Here is a 17647-nt window from a genome sequence, read left to right as displayed (position 1 = left end):
CCCCCCTTTTTATTAACATTCATTCGGTTGATATTGCCTCATGCTCAGAAAATAGCGTAATAGATTTAAGGCAACGGTTTTTCTATAAGCTGCTGTAGAGCGCTGATCGTCAATTGGCCGAATAATCTTACCGAAGGCCGCTACCACTTGAGCGATGTCAGCATCGGCTAATGGAATGGTTTTTCCGACCAGCTTCTTTTCAATATCAATGGAACGGACCATTGTAGGTCCGACCGCCCCGAAGGCAAAGCGCACATCATCGATTCGAGCAGCATTGATTCGGATATATCCTGCAAATCCTACTTTGGCAATAGCATCAGCATTACGGTTGCCGACTTTCTCGAAAACGACTTGAGCGCCTTCTTCTAATACAGACGGCAATATGATTTCAGCCAAAATCTCATTTTGATTCCGCCCGATCCTTCGTGGACCTTGAATAAAATCGCTAATAGCAACTACACGATCACCTTTAACGGAGCGCAGCACAAGTTTTGCGTTATATACATATAATAATGGCAGTGTGTCGCCAGCCGGAGATGCATTGCAAATATTCCCGCCTAATGTCCCTCTGTTTCTAATAGCCGGTGCTGCAATCGTTCTGATGGCGTCCTTTAATGGTACTGGGATTAACCGTGCTTCCAGTAAATCGCTATAGGTACAGCAAGCCCCGATGTGAAGATCCTTTTCATTTTGATAGACCCGCTTTAGTTCGGACAAATGATCAATAAAAATAATCGGTTTGGGAATTTTCGGAGCTACTCCTCTTCGGCTTTTGTGAAGGACCATGACATCAGTTCCACCCGCCATGATGGCACAATCTTCTTTGTTCAATTGACTTAACGTGTCGTCTAAATGTTCGAAGCGGTACGAGGTTATTTTTTCTGCCATAAGCCGTCCCCTTTTTTCGCTGCTAGGTTGATTGCATCCACAATCATATTGTAGCCCGTACATCGGCACAGATTTCCGGAAATACCTTCACGGATTTCTTCCTCTGAAGGATGAGGGTTTTTGGATAATAAAGCGGCACTTGCCATGACCATCCCAGGAATGCAATAACCGCATTGCACCCCTCCTGCATCAGAATAACTCTCATCTAATATCTTAAATTGTTCCGTTTCCATAATCCCTTCTATCGTTTGAACATCAGCTCCCTCAATCGAACCAATGGGGATCAGGCAGCTATTTTGCAGGAGGTTATTCACAAACACACTGCAGGCACCGCACTCCCCTTCACCGCAGCCTTCCTTCGTCCCAATTAACCCAAACTCTTCTCTTATTAAATCTAGTAATCTTACTGTGGGAGCGGCGTCCGTTTCTATCGTTCTCCCATTTAGTGTGAATTTAATCAACCTTCTTCACCTTCTTTCACCCTAAGACTTTCAATAATGACTTCCGGTGTAATCGGAATTTGCTGAAAAGAAGTTTGCAGTGCATCCTCAATCGCGGCTTGGACGGCTGGAGCTCCGCCGATTAACGTCAATTCACCTGCACCCTTTGCACCGTATGGACCATCCGCATAGGGGTTATCAAAGACCTTGCTTTCGATGGGAACAACGTCCAAGGAAGTCGGTGGTCCATAATCCGATATGCTTTTTTGTTGGATTTTGCCAAGATGTGACGTCATCTTTTCTAAATATCCGTACGCTAAGCCCTGAGCCAAACCACCGTCAATTTGGCCTTTCATAATTCGGTCATCAATGACCTTCCCCACTTCATAATTGCCGTATACTTTTTCTAGCTTTACATTCCCTGTTAACGTATCCACTTCCAGTTCAACGATATTCACACCCCATGAATATGCCGGATAAGCATCTCCAGTGAAGGTTTTCTCGTCCCACGGAATCATTTCACGATGAGCATAATGTTCCACTACTTCTTGTTCCACCCCTGCTTGCCACTGACCCTTCAGTTTTTTAGCGGCCCGTACAAGCAATTTTCCAACAATCATCGTTGTCCGGGAGGCTACGGTCGGACCGGAGTCTGGAACCTCTTTTGTATCAGGAGAAGGATACAAAACTCTTTCATATGGGAGGTCGAGTTCTTTTGCGACAATTTTACTCAACGTCGTATAGATTCCTTGTCCCATATCAGAATTTGAGATTTTTAGTGAGACCTGGTCGTCCTTTGATTTAACCAGTTTCACCGTTGCTTTAATATGGTCTCGTTCGCCACTGCCCGTAAATCCGCAGCCGTGGAGGAACAAGGAAGTTCCAATGCCTTTTTTATAACGCTGACTTTGTTGATTGAAACGTTGAAACTCCTGTTTTTTCTTTTTGTAATCTGAGGAATTGAGAAGGTCCTCAATCATTTCTTCTACTAATATTGGATCGCGGAATATACCTTTGGTGATGGTGGGGTCTCCTTGTTTGACGAGGTATTTTCGTTTATATTCAAGTGGTTCGATGTTTGCCTGTTTACTAAGATGTCCCATATGACTTTCGATACCGGCAAAACTCTGTGGAGCACCAAAGCCTCTGAAAGCGCCATTCGGAACGGTATTGGTCTTTAAGACATAGCCTTTTGCATGAAAATGAGGAATCTTATAAACTCCGGCACTGTTTATTAAGGCGCGCTGCAACACGACAGAACTCAACCCCACATTCGCTCCGCCATCCAGATAGATTTCAACACACAGGCTTAAGATATTTCCTTCCTTATCAATGGCCGTTCGATATTTTAGTTTGGCTGGGTGCCTTTTCGTGGTCACCACCATATCCTCAGCACGGTCGAACACGAGCATCACTGATTTTTTAACTGCTTTTGCCGCAACTGCTACGTGACATGCCATCATCGAAGGAAAATCTTCTTTGCCGCCAAAACCTCCGCCAGTCGGGCTTTGGACCACTCTGACTTCATCGTCATCACAGGCTAAAGCGCTTAGTAAGGCATTTTTTATATAATATAGACATTGCATTGATCCCTGTACTTCAATTTCATCATCCTTATAAATGGCGAGCATTCCTTGCGGTTCAAGGTAGACATGCTCCTGATAACCCGTATCATATTCTTCTTCAATAATCTGATGGGCTCCCTGTTCGATCACCGAAATGCTTTCTAAACTTTCTCCGAATTCATAGCTTGCCATATTAACGCCTGAAGTGGATTTTTGTTGAATCGCTTCGTCCAATGAATAAATAGGCTGATGTTCTTCAAATTCGACATTTACTTCATTTAACAAAGCGTACAGGATATCCAAGTCTTTTCCCACGAGCATCAGTATCGGCTCACCAATATAATTGACCCATTCATTGGCAAAAATGGGCTGATCTTCTTTGATAATTTTGACATAATTCGGACCAGGGATATCCTCTGCACCAACTGCTTCATATCCTTCTGGAAAGCTAGGTAATTGAATCGATTTGATTTTTCCATAGGCAATCGGCGACCGATAAAAAACACCATAAACCATATTTTCCACTTTCACGTCACTAATATAGGGCAGCTGGCCCGATACTTTCCCACCATGGTCCTTTTTGGGCACTGAGGTGCTTATGTCTTTTAGATTCATTCCAACAACACCCTTCGACTCATTTTTAACATGAGACATTTAATTAATAGAAGCCTCTTCCTATGATTTTATAAATGAGAATCATATTTTATGATTCATTTCATTCAAGAATTTCGTTGGTTTCATTATATTTTAATAATGGGAAGCTTAACCAATTTATGTAAGAATATTTGACATAGTATTTTCAGATCATTTGCTTGTTCATTTCTGTTCAATCGGCATCGTTAGAAAAACACAAATAAAAAATGCAGCTCTAACCAATCTGCCTGTTTGCATTAAAACAAGCCGATGGAGTTAAGCTGCAAAATCATAAAAACATATAAAATTATTTACAAATACAATCATGATAATAATGAACTGCTTTTTGGTAATCCTCCGGTGTATCCATGTCCAAAAGTACTCCTGGATCCTCTACATTTACATACTTCTTTTCATGATTGTTAAGGACCACACGTAAATTACTCTCTGGATTGGATTCGAGAATTTTCTGTTTCACTTGGCTTGATAATTTGATTGGGTGACCACCTTTATAATTAAAGCTGGGAATCACTACGTTCCCTTTTTGTTCTGCGATTAGTTGAACAGTCTCTTTTTTAACAAGTGGACAATCTCCTGGAGTTATAAAGAAGGTTGAGTTATTTACTTCGTGGCAGCCCTTTTGAATGGAAGAAAACATTCCTTGGTAAAAGTTTTCGTTGTAAATATATTTAATCTGAAATGAATAGGCATTTTTATGAATGATTTTTGCCATTTCTTCTTGGATGAGTTCTGCTTGAAACCCCGCTACGACGATGACTTTTCTGCATGTTCCTTCAAATTTAGAAATTGTATGCTCTAAAACGCTCATTTCTCCCAATGGCAAAGTCATTTTAAACGCATTCGCTCGGCTGGAATAGCCAGCCGCTAGGATGATTGCTTCCATTTTCTCACCTTCTACTTTTTGTTTAATCTTAATCATAAATTAGTCTTGTTTCTTAATATTTTTTAAACTCTTGTACAAGAGTTGTAGCAAATTTTTGCTTGTTGTATATATATAGTAATAGTAAATACTATTAGACGAACGGGTGATGATGATATTGGAACCTAAATGGCTGGATTGGGCGAAACAACTTCAATCCATTGCGCAGGCGGGATTAACGTATTCAAAAGATGTTTATGACTTGGAGAGATTTGAATTAATAAGAAATATAAGCGTTGACATTTTAGCACATCACACTGAAATGGACAGGCCTATAATCAAAGATTTATTTGCAGGTGAAACTGGTTATGCAACTCCTAAGGTTGATATTAGGGCAGTTGTCTTTAAAGATAATAAAATACTAATGGTCAAGGAAAATACCGATGGTAACTGGGCATTACCTGGCGGATGGGCTGACATTGGACATACCCCAAGTGAAGTCGCTGTTAAGGAAGTAAAAGAAGAATCGGGATTTAACGTGAAACCGATCAGAGTATTAGCTGTAACCGATAAAAAGTGCCACCCACATCCTCCTTCTGCTTTTCATGTTTATAAAATATTTATTCAATGTGAAATAATTGGCGGGCAGCCAGCTAAAGGAATTGAAACAAGTGAAGTGAAGTTCTTTGCTGAAAACGAACTGCCTCCTCTGTCAACAGCCCGGAATACAAAAACACAAATTGAGATGGCTTTTAAATATTTAAGAAATCCCCATGAAGCAGTTTATTTTGATTAACTTTAATTTATAAAAGAACTTCCTTTTTTTATTCACTAAATATTAGACCAAGATATATTAGAGATTCCTCAAAATACATCTTGGTTTTAAATTTCTATTTTCTTTAAAGCCCCGAATCTTTACACATAAAAATCTTTATAATTTTGCCACTACATCTTAATAGATTCTCTGAAATGGCCCATATTAAAGTTTTTACCTGGACAACTTTTTGAGACACCTTTTAATTCACGATGTCCTAGAATGTGTGAAGATGATAAATTATATTGATGCAATAGGAAAATGCATAGTTTACTCAATGATTTTAGCTGCTCTATTGATGGAGTATGAATATCAAAATTACCAGCTAAACAAATACCTATTGATTTTTCATTATATGAATAGGCATGTGCTCCAACATGGTATCCTCTTCCTTTAATAATTTCCCCATTATCCTCAATAAAAAAATTGTATCCTATTCCACTCCATCGACGATGATCTTGATGAAACCTATGCGTCTTATAAATATCCCAACCTATTTCTTCTGTATGGTGTACAATGATGTACATGACATCTTTTAAAGCAATAAGCGGTTCTTTGAATGATAAATTAATATCTTTAATCCATCTAGGTTCTACTTTCATGTAGACCTCTCCTCATCACATAAGCTGAATCATGATCCCCGTCTTATCATCTGAGCGAAGATTATTCCTTTTCTCATATTGTTCTAATCCCATAGAGTATACTTGTAACCCGATTGTATGTATCTTTTTAAATGTTTCTTCCATTGAATAGTTTGGATGAAAAAGGCCATCTGTTATCATTAATAATGTTTTGATTTCACTGCTATTAACTTGACCATGCTGAATAAAATTTAAAACTTCTTTTTTTCCATTAGCTACAGTGTAACCATATTCCTTATTAGCTAATGAACGATTAAAGATAAGCTGTTGAGTACGATCCTGATAATACTTCTCATCTGGAATTTTATTTCCTTGTTTTCTTTGTTCTTCACGCCATGCCTTCGCTCTATAACTTATATCTTTTACAGTATCCCTTGTTAAGGCTTTTATGGTTCCGTTTTGATACTCAGCAATAATCATACAATCACCAAGCTGAGCATATGAAATCTTTCCGTCTTTTTCAATCTTTATAATTGCAGCGCATGTTGACCAAAGATTTTCATATTTTTCCTGATTCACCTTGTATTTCTCCATGCGTTCTCTCAACATTCTATTAGCAGCCATGATTCCTTCAACTAATGAAAAGTTACTTTGGTAGAGTCTAAAGAAATAATCTTTAAATATATTAGATGCTATAAATGCACCGTTCATTCCGTTTTCATCTTTGAATGGCATTAATGGAGTTGCCCCATCAAAAACCCCATACACGTTTATCTTTTCATTTAATACAATTGAATCTTCACTTACACTTTTATGAGGGGCAGCACATAATAAAGACTCAACTATCATTTTTTGTCCACCTTTTTGTTATAAAATTAACAGAAAAACGATTAAATATATAAAGACATTGTATGATTTAATGAGAAATTTTATGGTTACTCATTTTCTGTTTCTTTAAATAAATTTGCTAGAAATATAAAAAGTCACATCCGATAATTGGATGTGACTTACTTTTAGGGTATCTTTTAGTGTTTATTTTGTCCTATGTAATAGTCCACACAATTTCACTAGTTATGGCTGCTGCGTTCCCGCCCTGACCAGTTTCCTAGTGTCTTTGTTGGACTAAACTCCGCAGGTAGGACTCGAACCTACGACCGATCGGTTAACAGCCGATAGCTCTACCACTGAGCTACTGCGGAAAAATAAGTTATTTTGCTAGCGCAAAAAACTATGGTGCCGGCTAGAGGACTTGAACCCCCAACCTACTGATTACAAGTCAGTTGCTCTACCAATTGAGCTAAACCGGCAAATAGCATAATCCTTACGTCATATTTACATAATAATCGGAAAATGAATCTATTTCAAGATATTTTTTTGTTTTAGTGGAAATGACGGGAGTTGAACCCGTGTGCAAAGATATTGGCACTTATACATCTACGAGTGTAGTCAGTAGAATTGAATTCACTTACTTCTTTAGCCTACTGACAGGCGTTGAAGCAGCTAGTCTGGTTCGTCTCTTCCTTCATCCTCAGACAGTGGAATTCGGCGTAGTCCACTTCATTTGAGTCCCTTACCCTACCACATGGACGATGGAGGGAGGAACCGCTATCGTCTGTTATTAGGCAGCGAAAGCGAAGTTGTTGTTTTGTTTGCCAGTTATAGGCTTTATCGTTTTAACGAGGCCGAATCCCTCGACTCGCCATATAAGCTCAAACTATCCCTGTCGATACCAAGACATTCCCATAATATAATGGCAGAGAAGAAGGGATTTGAACCCTCGCGCCGGTTACCCGACCTACACCCTTAGCAGGGGCGCCTCTTCAGCCTCTTGAGTACTTCTCTGTAATAAAAGTTTCGCTTCAGTTCCATTAACAACTTACAAGAGAAATATATCATGTCTGCCAAATGGATAATAGCTGTAAATTTTGGTAGTACTAAAGTACTAGATACAAAAATAAAAAGGCCCCTCTTAATAAGATGGGGCCCCTAGTTTAAGCTTGTAACTTTATACAAATAGTTCACACTTCAATCCTATTTCATTTTTATAGGAGTTACTACAGCAAATAAATTTTCAGATGGATCATTTACTTTGATTTCAATAATTTTATACCCAGTTCCTCCATCGTTATCATTTTTAGTTGTTTTAATTATTAATTCATGGTTGTTCATTGTGCTTTCTTCCTTCCGATCAATTTCCTCACAGAAGTTACTATATGTTGAGTGAGAAGTAACGTGCATTATTTTTAAAAAAAAATGATTTATTGGCGCAAATTGAATATCCCTCTTTACCTGCTGCTTGATTCATCTTTCTCTACCAATAACTTTCTCACCATGACTTTATTTAAATGCTTCATTCCCAGCACGCTAAGATTCATCCAAATCCAGCTATAGAATAAACCAAAAAGGAAAACGCCTCCTACCACGGTACCACTTACCTTACTTGAAATCGAGGGACCTAACAAGGGGAATTGGAATATGTAAAGTACAATCAGAATCCCAGCTGAAAGTAAGGTTCCACCCATGACTGAAACCATCGATCCTGTTTTACAGAATTTAAATCCTATTCCAAGAGCAATGCCGAGAAGGCCGGTGGTAAACAGGAAGACCAGGACTTCACTAGGCTGCAGGATGACCAATAACAATGTAGAAACTGCATATGTTAATAGACCAATTCGGATTGAAAGGACGGTTGCGAGGATAATTGGTGCGGTAGCCATAATACTAAATGAATAGCCAATCCCGCCAATCAATCCTGCCGATTGAAGGATGGCAGCGATCGCACCTAATAGGCTTCCTACAACGAGCTTCATATTTTTGGTATACGGAACGGATGTAATCTTATGTTTCTTTTTAAATACTCCCATCGTCCAAGTTATCAATCTCATAAGCATCCTCCTCGAATTGAAAAATGGCGGTCCAATCGCCCCCTTCCCTCATAGAGGCTGGAAATTGAAGCCATCTTTAACACCTATTCTTTGCTCAGCAATTGATGCCTGTTTTTTTCAAGGACAATCAGAAAGTCCATGGCCCTATAATCTTTTATACCAAGCGATATGCCAAAGTATCTAGCGGTTTGCCCATTTAAATCAGGACATCTCCCCACTCTTGTACGTATGAATATACTGCAGTATGGAGGTGCCAATCATGAAAGGACTTTATATAGATGATCCCATAGGCCGTAATCAATTAACGGACTGGAAAAAGAACGCGATAGAGAAATTCTCAACTAAAATGAATGACAAAGAAAAACCCTTTCCCTGTATCCCTGCAACTATTGGATTCGCTAAAAATCAACTACGCTACAGCTTTATTGGGGATCCGAGGGAACCTTCAACTCTATATGAACTTGCAGAAGTCTTAAGCAGTTACACACAAGTTTCAAGAGGAATTGGCAGCAACACATCACTGATTGTTTTTTATGAAACGCCCGAGGAAATGAAGGTGGCCAATACGGTTGAAGATTACGAACAAATATTTTGGAAACATCTCAGCGGCTTACGGAGCATCGACCGATGTGATTGGCCAGAGGATATACCCATGGACCCCCATCTTCCTATATGGGAGTTTTGTTATCATGGGGAGAAATATTTTATGTACTGTGCAACCCCTGCCCATAAGAATCGAAAAAGCAGACATTTTGATGAACTGATGCTCGCCATTACTCCTCGCTGGGTCCTTCAGGAATTTAATAAATCACCCCATTTCGCAGAAGGGATTAAACAACAAGTGAGAAAAAGGCTGGCAGCCTATGATACCGCGCCCATCCATCCCGACCTAAACAGTTATGGGGCGGAGGATAATTTTGAGTGGCGGCAATATTTTCTTCGTGATGATGATACGTCCTTGTCCAAATGCCCCTATCATCGGTTTCTAAACTTTTTTAAATCGGACAAATGACCGCAGGAGAACCCACCTGCGGTTATTTTATTGCTAATTAAACAAAAAGAACCTTTTTAGGTCCAAGTTTTCAAGGCGAGGAAGTTATCTGACTGTTGAGTTCCTCTTAGTAAGAAAGGGTTCTATCGTTACTTCTTTTGTTACTTCCGGTACATCCTGCTCATTTTTTGAGTTGATAATTAAATCTAGGGCCGTTCTGCCAAGTTTGTCGTAATCATGGTTAATGGAGGTTAGGCTAGGTGTCAAAATATCGGCGACAAACGAATCATCATAGCCTACAAAGGCAAATTTCTTAGGATCAACCTGTTGTTGATTGCACGCTACTAGGGCTCCGGACGCAATCATATCATTCATACAAATAATGGCCGTTGGGAGTTCCTTGTTTTCCAGAAGCTTTTCCATCGCTATTTGTCCGCTGCCTACCGAAAAACCGCTGTAAATATGCCATTCAGAATGGTAAATCAGACCATTCTCCAGCAGGTTCTGCTTGAATCCCTCTACTTTTATATCGGTTGAAGTGATTCCCTGCTTTCCACCCAGCAAGCCAATGTTTTTATGCCCCATTTCGACCAAATGATCCACAATCAGTTTCATACCAAACCGCTCATCGGATTTGACTTGATAACAATCGACACCTGCCATCTCCCCATTGACCATCAACACAGGGATCTTTTTCATAACCTCCATCACCTCAGCAGCCTCTTCAGCCACCGTTAGCGATTTGTTTATCCGGCCGCCCATCATAATAATTCCTTCGACCTGACGTTCTGCAAGAACCTTTAAGTAAACCGACTCCATCGTGCTATCGTTCATGGAATTGCAGAGGAAAATCGTATACCCCTTTTTCTGTGCGTATTTCTCCAATTCAATGCAGAAGCTTGAAAAGAATGGATTCGTAATGTCTGGCAAAATCAATCCGATCATCATCGTTTCTTTTTTGGACAAACTTCTCGCGATACTGTTTGGCTGAAAATTATATTCCTGTATTTTCGCCAGCACTTTCTCTTTTGTTTTTTTGCTGACGGGATAATTGCCATTAAGGACACGGGAAACCGTCGCAGGTGATACGTTTGTTGCTTCGGCAATATCATAGATGGTGAACGTTTTTTTATCCACTGGAAAGCCTCCCTTCTTTGAAAAGTATCTTTCATTCAATTGTAATCTATTTTATTAGAAAAATGGTAGATGTTCAGGTGAAAGTGGCTGCGGAGGAAATTACGATTAAAAAAAAATCATAGTTGAGGACATTAACATCCTCAACTATGATATAGTGGATTATCTAAATTTCACGGTATAGGTTTCCGACTGGAGGCCATCCTCCGATTTTACGGTAATTACCGCAGTATCCTCTTTTTCAGAAACCTGATAGGATGCAAATATGTCATTAGTGACCGCTGTTACTACAGAATCTTTCGATGCTTTTTCCTTTACCTCATACGTAAATTGGTCAGATTGGAAATCCTTTAACGGCTTTCCATCGATTAAGATACTCTCAAGCTCAAGCGCTGCATCTTCGCCCATGCTTGGTTCAGCCTTCGTGACATCTCCTTTTCCTAATACTTCAATTTCAGAAATCGCAATGCATGTATTCGGCATCGCCTTCATCACCACACGGATTTTCGAGGTGGTAACTGGTGCAAACTTCACCGTTAAGTCCTTTGCAGCCTTCACATCTACTTGGGTTCCTTCGATTGCCTTCCATTCGGTTCCATCCCAATATTCAAGGTTTAGTGATTCTGGTGGTCTCGTACCGCCGCCATCATCATAAAAATGGAAATCGAGCTTTGAAATCGTATCTTCACGGCCAAAATCGATTGCTATCCAATCTTCTGATCTCCAGCTGTTGGGATCCCAATTTGTCCAGCGATCGGAAGAGATAACTCCATCGTTGACATTTGTTGTTTTATCATACTGTCCAGTAAATGAGGCAGATACCTTTGGAAACTCCTGCCCAGTATTAGGAAGGTTTAGCGCGATGTTCTGTAATGCTGGTTTGCTAACTTGGACATTGGCTTTGACTTTAACCGGACTATATGGAATCGAGCCTTTTACAATAAATTTGCCCAGAGATTCATACTGGCTTGGTTCAATCATTTCCCACTTCACACGGACATTTCCTTCTGTACCGTTTTCAAGTTTAGCAGGTACAAATTCCGGTAGTTTCGGTTCTTTGCCTGGAACAGTTTTCACCCTAATCGGTTCCACACTTTCCACCTTGCTGACGGTTACATTGGCGACAGCTGGAATGTTCGTTCCCTCTACTGTACCTCTTACAGTAAAAGTGGTTTCCCTGTCATATTGTTCAGGGTCAATCGATTCCCATTGGACGGTCTTTTGTACTTTTTCCCCGTCACCGTAAATGGTGGTAACTTCCTGAGGCATTTCCGGTGCGATTTTTTTCTTCGTTACAACCACATTGGCTGGCTCAATGTCCACAATTCCAGCTTTATTGATGATCCATGTCTGATTCTTTCCAGCATTTGCTGACCAGACATCGACACCTGCATCCTCTTTTGTTGACTCTCCGCCAACTTCAAGCAACTGACCGTTGGCCGCGTTAATGAACGTGTATTGTTGGTTGCCAGAGGTGGATAACATCCATTTTTGGCTAGTTGTGTCTTGATCGGTTTGTACCACAGCGACCCCATTATCAACACCAATTACCTTGCCACTGTTTGTGTCCTTGATTTTATACTCTCCCTTTGAGCTGTATCCATCAGTTACTTTTTGAATGCTCCACTGCTGGCTCGCTTTATCGCGGTCATAGGTTTTTTGCACAATCTTGCCATCCTCTTTAGAATCCAGGACTTTACCACTATTTTGATTGCTTATTTTGTAATGATCTTGATTATTTAAGAATCCAGCTTCGGTGTTAACTCCAGATACACCGGATACGACGAATGTAGTAATTGATTGTGCTGGAACCACCGCTTCGAATTGATTATCCTTTACCTTGATAGCTGCTTTTTGCTGCAAATTCTCGGTAGCAGATGTTACATATGACGTTGCTGAAGCTGTTTCATTTACTGTTTCAAAACCAGACAAATCGAAGTCGATTGCTTTTTGTTCTGTCGATGAATTGGTATAAACAACGACAACGGAGTCATCTTTCGAATCAATCGCAGCTAAGGTATTTTTGTCGTTGGAGTTGATAAACTGATCGCCAGGGCGGATAAATTTACTGTAATTACCCACAGCGTAGTATTTTTTATTTTTGTAGATTTTAAAATCGCTGAAATCCTTTGCAGCAAAGTCCACCTGAATCAGACCCCAGTTGCCATTTTCATGCTCAGGTCTCATGTTTACTTCATCTTCAACTGCTTGCCAAAGCACCCAAGCTTCCGGCTCAAGCTGCTGGATATCCGCTTGGATTCTTTCTGAGATGGCAAGGCCTGTCTTGATGTCCTCATGATTCTGTCCGCCGACACTTAGGTCAACCTCTGACATCCACAGTTTTTTATCCGCACCTTTGGCAATATCTCTGGCACCAATTCTTTCTCCTGTCCCGTACGTATGTACATTCAGCTGTCCAATATTATTGCGGGTGTCGGTATTGTACGCATCCCAGTTTTTTCGGAATGTGGATGGATTGGTTTCGTCCATTGCCGATACAACGGTTCCCAATCCTTTTTCAGTCAATTGCTGTTTGACCTCATTAATCATTTTCGCTTGTGATGCCGGTGACCAGTGAGATCCTTCCTGTCTGCCCTTAGCTCCCCAGTAATTCGTATTCGGTTCATTTACCGGTGAAAGCGTTTTAAATTGTATGCCGGTTTGTCGTTGAAGATGGTCGACAACTTCTGTTAAATAGCTGGCAAAATTCTTGTACTGATCGGACTTAAGGTTATCATTATTGGCATTCCAGTTTCCGGATACGTATCCGCTTTGCGTCATAAAGTATGGTGCGGAGTTCGAAAAGGCCTCAAACGTATCTGCTCCTCTAGATTTAGCTGCCGTCAGCCACCAGCGCTGGTTAGCATCAGCATCCCAATTCCAATGTTCAGGATTCGTCGGGTCCCACCAGTTCTTCGGCTCTGTCCAGCCTTCTGTGTTTCCATTTGGCGGTCCAAATTCGGCCGGCCGATTCCAATAACCTGGGACTGCTCCGCCTAGGCGCATGTATGGAGTAGTTTCCGGTGAATCACCACCGCCGATATTATAACGAGCTATATTAAAATTAAGTCCATCCTCGCCATAAAGGGCATCGGCTAATTGGTTTTTGATTTCATCCGGCCAACCGCCCGTAATATTGGCAAACCAAACAAGCGCTGTTCCCCACCCATCAAATGGTGCCTGTTGATAGCTTGGGTCTAATTTCACCATTTCTGTTACTTTGTTCGATGGTGTTACTTCAGCGGCAGATACCTTAGGTGCTGCTGCAGGTGCGAGCAGACTGAGGGTAAGGGCCGTGGCCGAACCGCATGTTAAAACCTTTTTAGCCATTTGCTTAAAACGTGCTTTTGCCATGTTAGTATCCCCCTTTTTCCTATTTTCCTAGATTGAGACAGTTACGGTTTAGATCACCTCCCAAATATTTGCAATATAGAAACCGGTTTCTATAAAAATGAAAAAAATACCCCTTAGCTAAAGTAGTCCTGTTTGAATGGCTTTTTGGAGTATGGATTCGTGGTGTCTTTCGACATTATAGAAACCGGTTTCTTTTTAGAATAGATGTCTGTTAATTCTGAATACTTATCTTGATTATTAATATAAAATTTGCCATTGGTGATGTCAATATGAGAGGAAAATTTTGGTTCATTATTCCTACTTAAAATAGGACTTAGGTACTCTAATAACATATAACAGGCATCAGATTTTAAGACAGAGCCATTATTACGGACATTTCACTTTGTCTCTTGGCCAATTTTGTCCATAAGAACCGATATTACGGACATTTCATTCTATCCCTCGGCAAGTTTTGTCAGTAAGAACAGGCATTACGGACATTTCACTCTGGCCCTCGGCAAGTTTTGTCCGTAAGAACCGGTATTACGGACATTTCACTCAGGCGCTCGACAAGTTTTGTCCGTAAGAACCGGTATTACGGACATTTTCCCCTGGCGCTTGATGGCGAAAACAGCAAAAAAAGAAACAGAAGAACTCTCTTCTGCTTCTTAAACCGATATTTTTCTTTCTCCTATTTCCTTAAGGCCCGCACGGATTAACAGGAAGACAACTACCCATGAAGCTAGCATTAAAAAAATCTGTCCGAAGGGGAACATACCTTTTATAGGAGTGTCCCATAATGCATGCATCAAAACCACTAAGAAAAAGACGCGTAAAAACCTAAAACGGAATAGCATGTTAAGATTAAATGGATGGTCCCCTTGTACTCTGCAAAATGCTGCACCAGTCAGTGCAGCCCAGGCAATATGTCCGCCAGGAGCAAAGATTCCTCGCCAAAAGATTGTGTTGTAGAGATTTGCACCATCCCCGGAAAGCAGTGCTCTTAGTGCGTACCCCGCTGTTTCAAACGCGGCAAAACCTGCTCCGACGGCTGCACCAATGAGAAGCCCGTTTAGAATATATCTGTATTTTCGGTATCGCACAAATATAATGACCGGTATGGCCTTGGCTAGTTCCTCAGCAATACCAATTGTAATCGGATTGATATTGTTTTTTAGAATATCGAAAAATACGAGTGCGACTAACATAGAGAGTATTCCACCGGTCAACACGACAGAAATCACCCGATAAAAGGCAATATTTTGCGGAGCATTCATTTCCCAAAAGAAGATTAACGTTGTAAACGGAACAGCAAATGCCCCAACAATAATCAGTCCAGGTATAAAGTTTACATTTCCAAAATACGTCACACCCATGTAAAATCCTGCGAAGGCAAGAAGAGCTATAATAAACACCCTTGCAAAAAGCCACGGTTTCGGCCAAGTGTCTTTCACTTCTGAAATCTTGGGTGTCGTTAGTGCCGTTCCGACGATAAACAGCCGTTCAGCCTCCAGTTCACTATGATTCCGGAAAACACGCGAAAATACATTTTGAAACTTCGGCTCAATCGAGCGTTGGAATTTTGGAACCATATCAACATAATGGGCAAACTCATAAAAAAAACTGTTTTCATCTTCTTGTGTGTTATTCTTAATAAACTTTTCTCCGCAGCTTAAGCAGAACTTCACTCCATCTGGATTGGAATAAACACATTGTGGGCATTTCAATCACCTTCACCCCTTTTGGTTAGCAAAAAACATCCTCACAAAGAGGATGCCCAAAAATAGGTAAATTATTTAAATAAATGTTAACTCCCCAAGATTTGGATCGTCCTCAAACACCTTTATCAGATGCTTTTGACCAGCTTCATCTCTCCACTTTTTTGGATGAATTCACTGATGTTTTCATATTTTTCTTCCCTATTTGTGTCGTTTAGGTCCTTCACAACATACTTCTTAAAGGAACAGCAAAAGAGCTTTCGGGCTACTTTTCCTTTTTCACCAATAAAGTTAAACCATCCTTGCCCAACATAAAAAGGATTCGTGAGAATATTATCAATGACATACGTAATACGGTCATTTTCTTCCTCTGGATTAAATTTTGTTTTAGATGAAAGTGCTAAGATAAAATAGTTTTTATACCGATCAAATTCCAGTAACTGAAGATGGTACGTCTTTCGCTGCTTTTGATTGAAATCACTCAGGACTATTTTGATACTTTTTTCCACATCTATTTCAAATTTACTTGCATCCTTCCAGGTCGTTAAACGAGAATCAAAAATAGACAGGGTTAGTATATAATACGCTTCAAAATTATTGGGATTAAATACTTCATTACCAGCTTTTTCATCTTCCGGTACTACAATATAGTTTTTATAGTCAGCAAAGAAATTTTCAATCATATCGAATACCCTCTTTCATACCTTGATAGAATGGATGAATAATATGGTTTGATTTATTTTTATCAGCGACTATTAGCAATATAGAAATAACATGCTGCGTGAGCTTTTCACACTAGATTTTCTTGAAATCTGACAGAATCACTTCTATGAACCACTGAATCCAAATTGTATAGTATATATTCTTTTATAAAAAGAAAAAATCCTGCTTAATCTTGCAAAAATTCTCATTTTTCACGCTTATAATTAAAAAGTCCCAGGATGGAATGAATAATTTGTCGTGTATTCGAAAATCCATCCTAATTTATTTCAAATTTCGCATAAAAAAATAGCTCAGTAATGTAATTACTAAGCTATTTTCCACAAACTATGCTAACATCTTACATATTTACGTTTGAAACCAAGTTTCCCTCGATCGATTTCCTTTTGAATATTTTCGGCTGCGAGCAGAATACTGCTTTTTTTCTTGTCTCGCTTGATTTCTACTGGGCCTACTGCCTTAGCAGTTTCAACCGCCTTATCATGGAGCGGTACATAGGAAATCCCGACTGTGTACATAAAATTATTCATAGCGGATTTTGTTCGATCAGGAGCATCGTGAATCGTATTTTTCACCTGATTAAGCATACCGGCAATCTTGCTTTCGCTGAATTCACTGTCCTTACGATTCCCCAAAAGCCAGCAATAACAACTCCAGCCTGCTGACATTCTAAGTTCTTCACCGCTTGCAATCCATTTATCTGCAACATCTTGCGCAATATCGGTTTCTGCCAACGTTACGGCAACCACATAATCGGACAGCATATAAAAATACGCCCCATTGATCCAACGCTCAAAATCTGCCTCAGTCATGATCATTGGATCCGCAATGATGCCGGCAAAATACATGGCATCGTAGTTCCCGGTAGCGTACAACTGATCGGCTAAAGGTTGATTTTTCTTGATTTTCTTTGCGAGCGGCTTCATTGCACCTGTAGCCACTCCAAAAAGAGTTTCGTGTGCACCATTACTTATGTATGTCTTTTTCGTACGTTCCTTGCCAAGCGCTTCCAGTTCCTGCATAACCAATTCGAAATCCATCATTTTGCACTTCCTTCCTTTATAT

General features: G+C 40.1%; 15 protein-coding genes, 3 tRNA genes and 2 other RNA genes. 2 read left to right on the top strand and 18 right to left on the bottom strand.

Going from position 1 to position 17647, the window contains the following annotated elements:
* Nucleotides 1-12: 12 nt before the first annotated feature.
* The 4 genes from BR30_RS0112845 to BR30_RS0112830 all read right to left on the bottom strand — a co-directional run bounded on the left by BR30_RS0112845 (nt 13) and on the right by BR30_RS0112830 (nt 4466).
* Entirely contained in the window at nt 13-888 is an 876-nt protein-coding gene (locus BR30_RS0112845; RefSeq protein ID WP_026565367.1) for an FAD binding domain-containing protein, read from the bottom strand.
* Entirely contained in the window at nt 873-1349 is a 477-nt protein-coding gene (locus tag BR30_RS0112840) for a (2Fe-2S)-binding protein (RefSeq protein ID WP_026565366.1), read from the bottom strand. Before BR30_RS0112840 ends, BR30_RS0112845 begins: the two co-directional genes overlap by 16 nt.
* Nucleotides 1346-3547, bottom strand: a complete 2202-nt coding sequence (locus BR30_RS0112835) for a xanthine dehydrogenase family protein molybdopterin-binding subunit (protein WP_231507703.1) — start codon at nt 3545-3547, stop codon at nt 1346-1348. The genes BR30_RS0112840 and BR30_RS0112835 overlap by 4 nt, the downstream gene beginning before the upstream one ends.
* 286 nt (nt 3548-3833) lie before the next feature.
* Entirely contained in the window at nt 3834-4466 is a 633-nt protein-coding gene (locus BR30_RS0112830; RefSeq protein WP_081825437.1) for a nucleotidyltransferase family protein, read from the bottom strand.
* 118 nt (nt 4467-4584) lie between these two features.
* Between BR30_RS0112830 and BR30_RS0112825 the strand changes: the two genes are divergently transcribed.
* Complete coding sequence (locus BR30_RS0112825) at nt 4585-5202, top strand: NUDIX hydrolase (RefSeq protein WP_026565363.1); 618 nt, start codon at nt 4585-4587, stop codon at nt 5200-5202.
* A 149-nt stretch (nt 5203-5351) separates the two neighbouring features.
* Here BR30_RS0112825 and BR30_RS0112820 read toward each other — a convergent pair whose 3' ends face one another.
* The 9 genes from BR30_RS0112820 to BR30_RS33395 form a co-directional block, all read right to left on the bottom strand.
* Nucleotides 5352-5822 carry a peptidoglycan recognition protein family protein gene (locus tag BR30_RS0112820; RefSeq protein WP_035445506.1) on the bottom strand — a complete coding sequence of 157 codons (471 nt, stop codon included), beginning with the start codon at nt 5820-5822 and terminating at the stop codon, nt 5352-5354.
* Between the two features lie 15 nt (nt 5823-5837).
* Complete coding sequence (locus tag BR30_RS0112815; protein ID WP_026565361.1) at nt 5838-6650, bottom strand: protein phosphatase 2C domain-containing protein; 813 nt, start codon at nt 6648-6650, stop codon at nt 5838-5840.
* A gap of 195 nt (nt 6651-6845) precedes the next feature.
* Nucleotides 6846-6929: signal recognition particle sRNA small type (gene ffs, locus BR30_RS35890), an RNA gene on the bottom strand.
* Nucleotides 6929-7000, bottom strand: a tRNA-Asn gene (locus BR30_RS0112810). The genes ffs and BR30_RS0112810 overlap by 1 nt, the downstream gene beginning before the upstream one ends.
* A gap of 32 nt (nt 7001-7032) precedes the next feature.
* Nucleotides 7033-7108 (bottom strand) — tRNA-Thr (locus BR30_RS0112805).
* Nucleotides 7109-7181: 73 nt separating this feature from the next.
* Nucleotides 7182-7543: a transfer-messenger RNA gene (gene ssrA / locus BR30_RS35885) on the bottom strand.
* A gap of 9 nt (nt 7544-7552) precedes the next feature.
* Nucleotides 7553-7643: transfer RNA gene (locus tag BR30_RS0112800), tRNA-Ser, on the bottom strand.
* Between the two features lie 189 nt (nt 7644-7832).
* Nucleotides 7833-7970 carry a hypothetical protein gene (locus tag BR30_RS36680; protein ID WP_155928597.1) on the bottom strand — a complete coding sequence of 46 codons (138 nt, stop codon included), beginning with the start codon at nt 7968-7970 and terminating at the stop codon, nt 7833-7835.
* Nucleotides 7971-8086: 116 nt separating this feature from the next.
* Nucleotides 8087-8686, bottom strand: a complete 600-nt coding sequence (locus BR30_RS33395; RefSeq protein ID WP_051633601.1) for a hypothetical protein — start codon at nt 8684-8686, stop codon at nt 8087-8089.
* A 259-nt stretch (nt 8687-8945) separates the two neighbouring features.
* Between BR30_RS33395 and BR30_RS0112785 the strand changes: the two genes are divergently transcribed.
* Nucleotides 8946-9698: a YqcI/YcgG family protein gene (locus BR30_RS0112785; RefSeq protein WP_026565360.1), complete on the top strand. Its 753-nt coding sequence runs from the start codon at nt 8946-8948 to the stop codon at nt 9696-9698.
* An 84-nt stretch (nt 9699-9782) separates the two neighbouring features.
* Here BR30_RS0112785 and BR30_RS0112780 read toward each other — a convergent pair whose 3' ends face one another.
* From BR30_RS0112780 to BR30_RS0112755, 5 genes are all read right to left on the bottom strand, one after another.
* The gene (locus BR30_RS0112780) at nt 9783-10814 is read right to left on the bottom strand and encodes a LacI family DNA-binding transcriptional regulator (protein WP_026565359.1); all 1032 of its coding nucleotides are present in this window, start codon (nt 10812-10814) and stop codon (nt 9783-9785) included.
* A gap of 159 nt (nt 10815-10973) precedes the next feature.
* Nucleotides 10974-14165 carry a glycoside hydrolase gene (locus BR30_RS35215; protein WP_051633600.1) on the bottom strand — a complete coding sequence of 1064 codons (3192 nt, stop codon included), beginning with the start codon at nt 14163-14165 and terminating at the stop codon, nt 10974-10976.
* Between the two features lie 647 nt (nt 14166-14812).
* Entirely contained in the window at nt 14813-15871 is a 1059-nt protein-coding gene (locus BR30_RS0112765; protein ID WP_026565358.1) for a PrsW family intramembrane metalloprotease, read from the bottom strand.
* A gap of 119 nt (nt 15872-15990) precedes the next feature.
* On the bottom strand, nt 15991-16545 hold the full coding sequence (locus BR30_RS0112760; protein WP_026565357.1) for a hypothetical protein: 555 nt from the start codon (nt 16543-16545) through the stop codon (nt 15991-15993).
* Between the two features lie 369 nt (nt 16546-16914).
* A complete protein-coding gene (locus BR30_RS0112755) occupies nt 16915-17622 on the bottom strand; it encodes a DNA alkylation repair protein (RefSeq protein WP_026565356.1) in 708 nt (235 codons plus the stop codon).
* Between the last annotated feature and the right edge of the window lie 25 nt (nt 17623-17647).

Source organism: Bacillus sp. UNC41MFS5 (genome assembly GCF_000686805.1).
This window is presented reverse-complemented; position numbering and strand designations above follow the sequence as displayed.

Coding starts and splice junctions, on each gene's coding strand:
- BR30_RS33395 (WP_051633601.1), bottom strand. CDS start 8,686: ATGAGATTGATAACTTGGACGATGGGAGTATTTAAAAAGAAACATAAG.
- BR30_RS0112820 (WP_035445506.1), bottom strand. CDS start 5,822: ATGAAAGTAGAACCTAGATGGATTAAAGATATTAATTTATCATTCAAA.
- BR30_RS0112785 (WP_026565360.1), top strand. CDS start 8,946: ATGAAAGGACTTTATATAGATGATCCCATAGGCCGTAATCAATTAACG.
- BR30_RS0112845 (WP_026565367.1), bottom strand. CDS start 888: ATGGCAGAAAAAATAACCTCGTACCGCTTCGAACATTTAGACGACACG.
- BR30_RS35215 (WP_051633600.1), bottom strand. CDS start 14,165: ATGGCAAAAGCACGTTTTAAGCAAATGGCTAAAAAGGTTTTAACATGC.
- BR30_RS0112755 (WP_026565356.1), bottom strand. CDS start 17,622: ATGGATTTCGAATTGGTTATGCAGGAACTGGAAGCGCTTGGCAAGGAA.
- BR30_RS0112835 (WP_231507703.1), bottom strand. CDS start 3,547: ATGTCTCATGTTAAAAATGAGTCGAAGGGTGTTGTTGGAATGAATCTA.
- BR30_RS0112760 (WP_026565357.1), bottom strand. CDS start 16,545: ATGATTGAAAATTTCTTTGCTGACTATAAAAACTATATTGTAGTACCG.
- BR30_RS0112830 (WP_081825437.1), bottom strand. CDS start 4,466: ATGATTAAGATTAAACAAAAAGTAGAAGGTGAGAAAATGGAAGCAATC.
- BR30_RS36680 (WP_155928597.1), bottom strand. CDS start 7,970: ATGAACAACCATGAATTAATAATTAAAACAACTAAAAATGATAACGAT.
- BR30_RS0112815 (WP_026565361.1), bottom strand. CDS start 6,650: ATGATAGTTGAGTCTTTATTATGTGCTGCCCCTCATAAAAGTGTAAGT.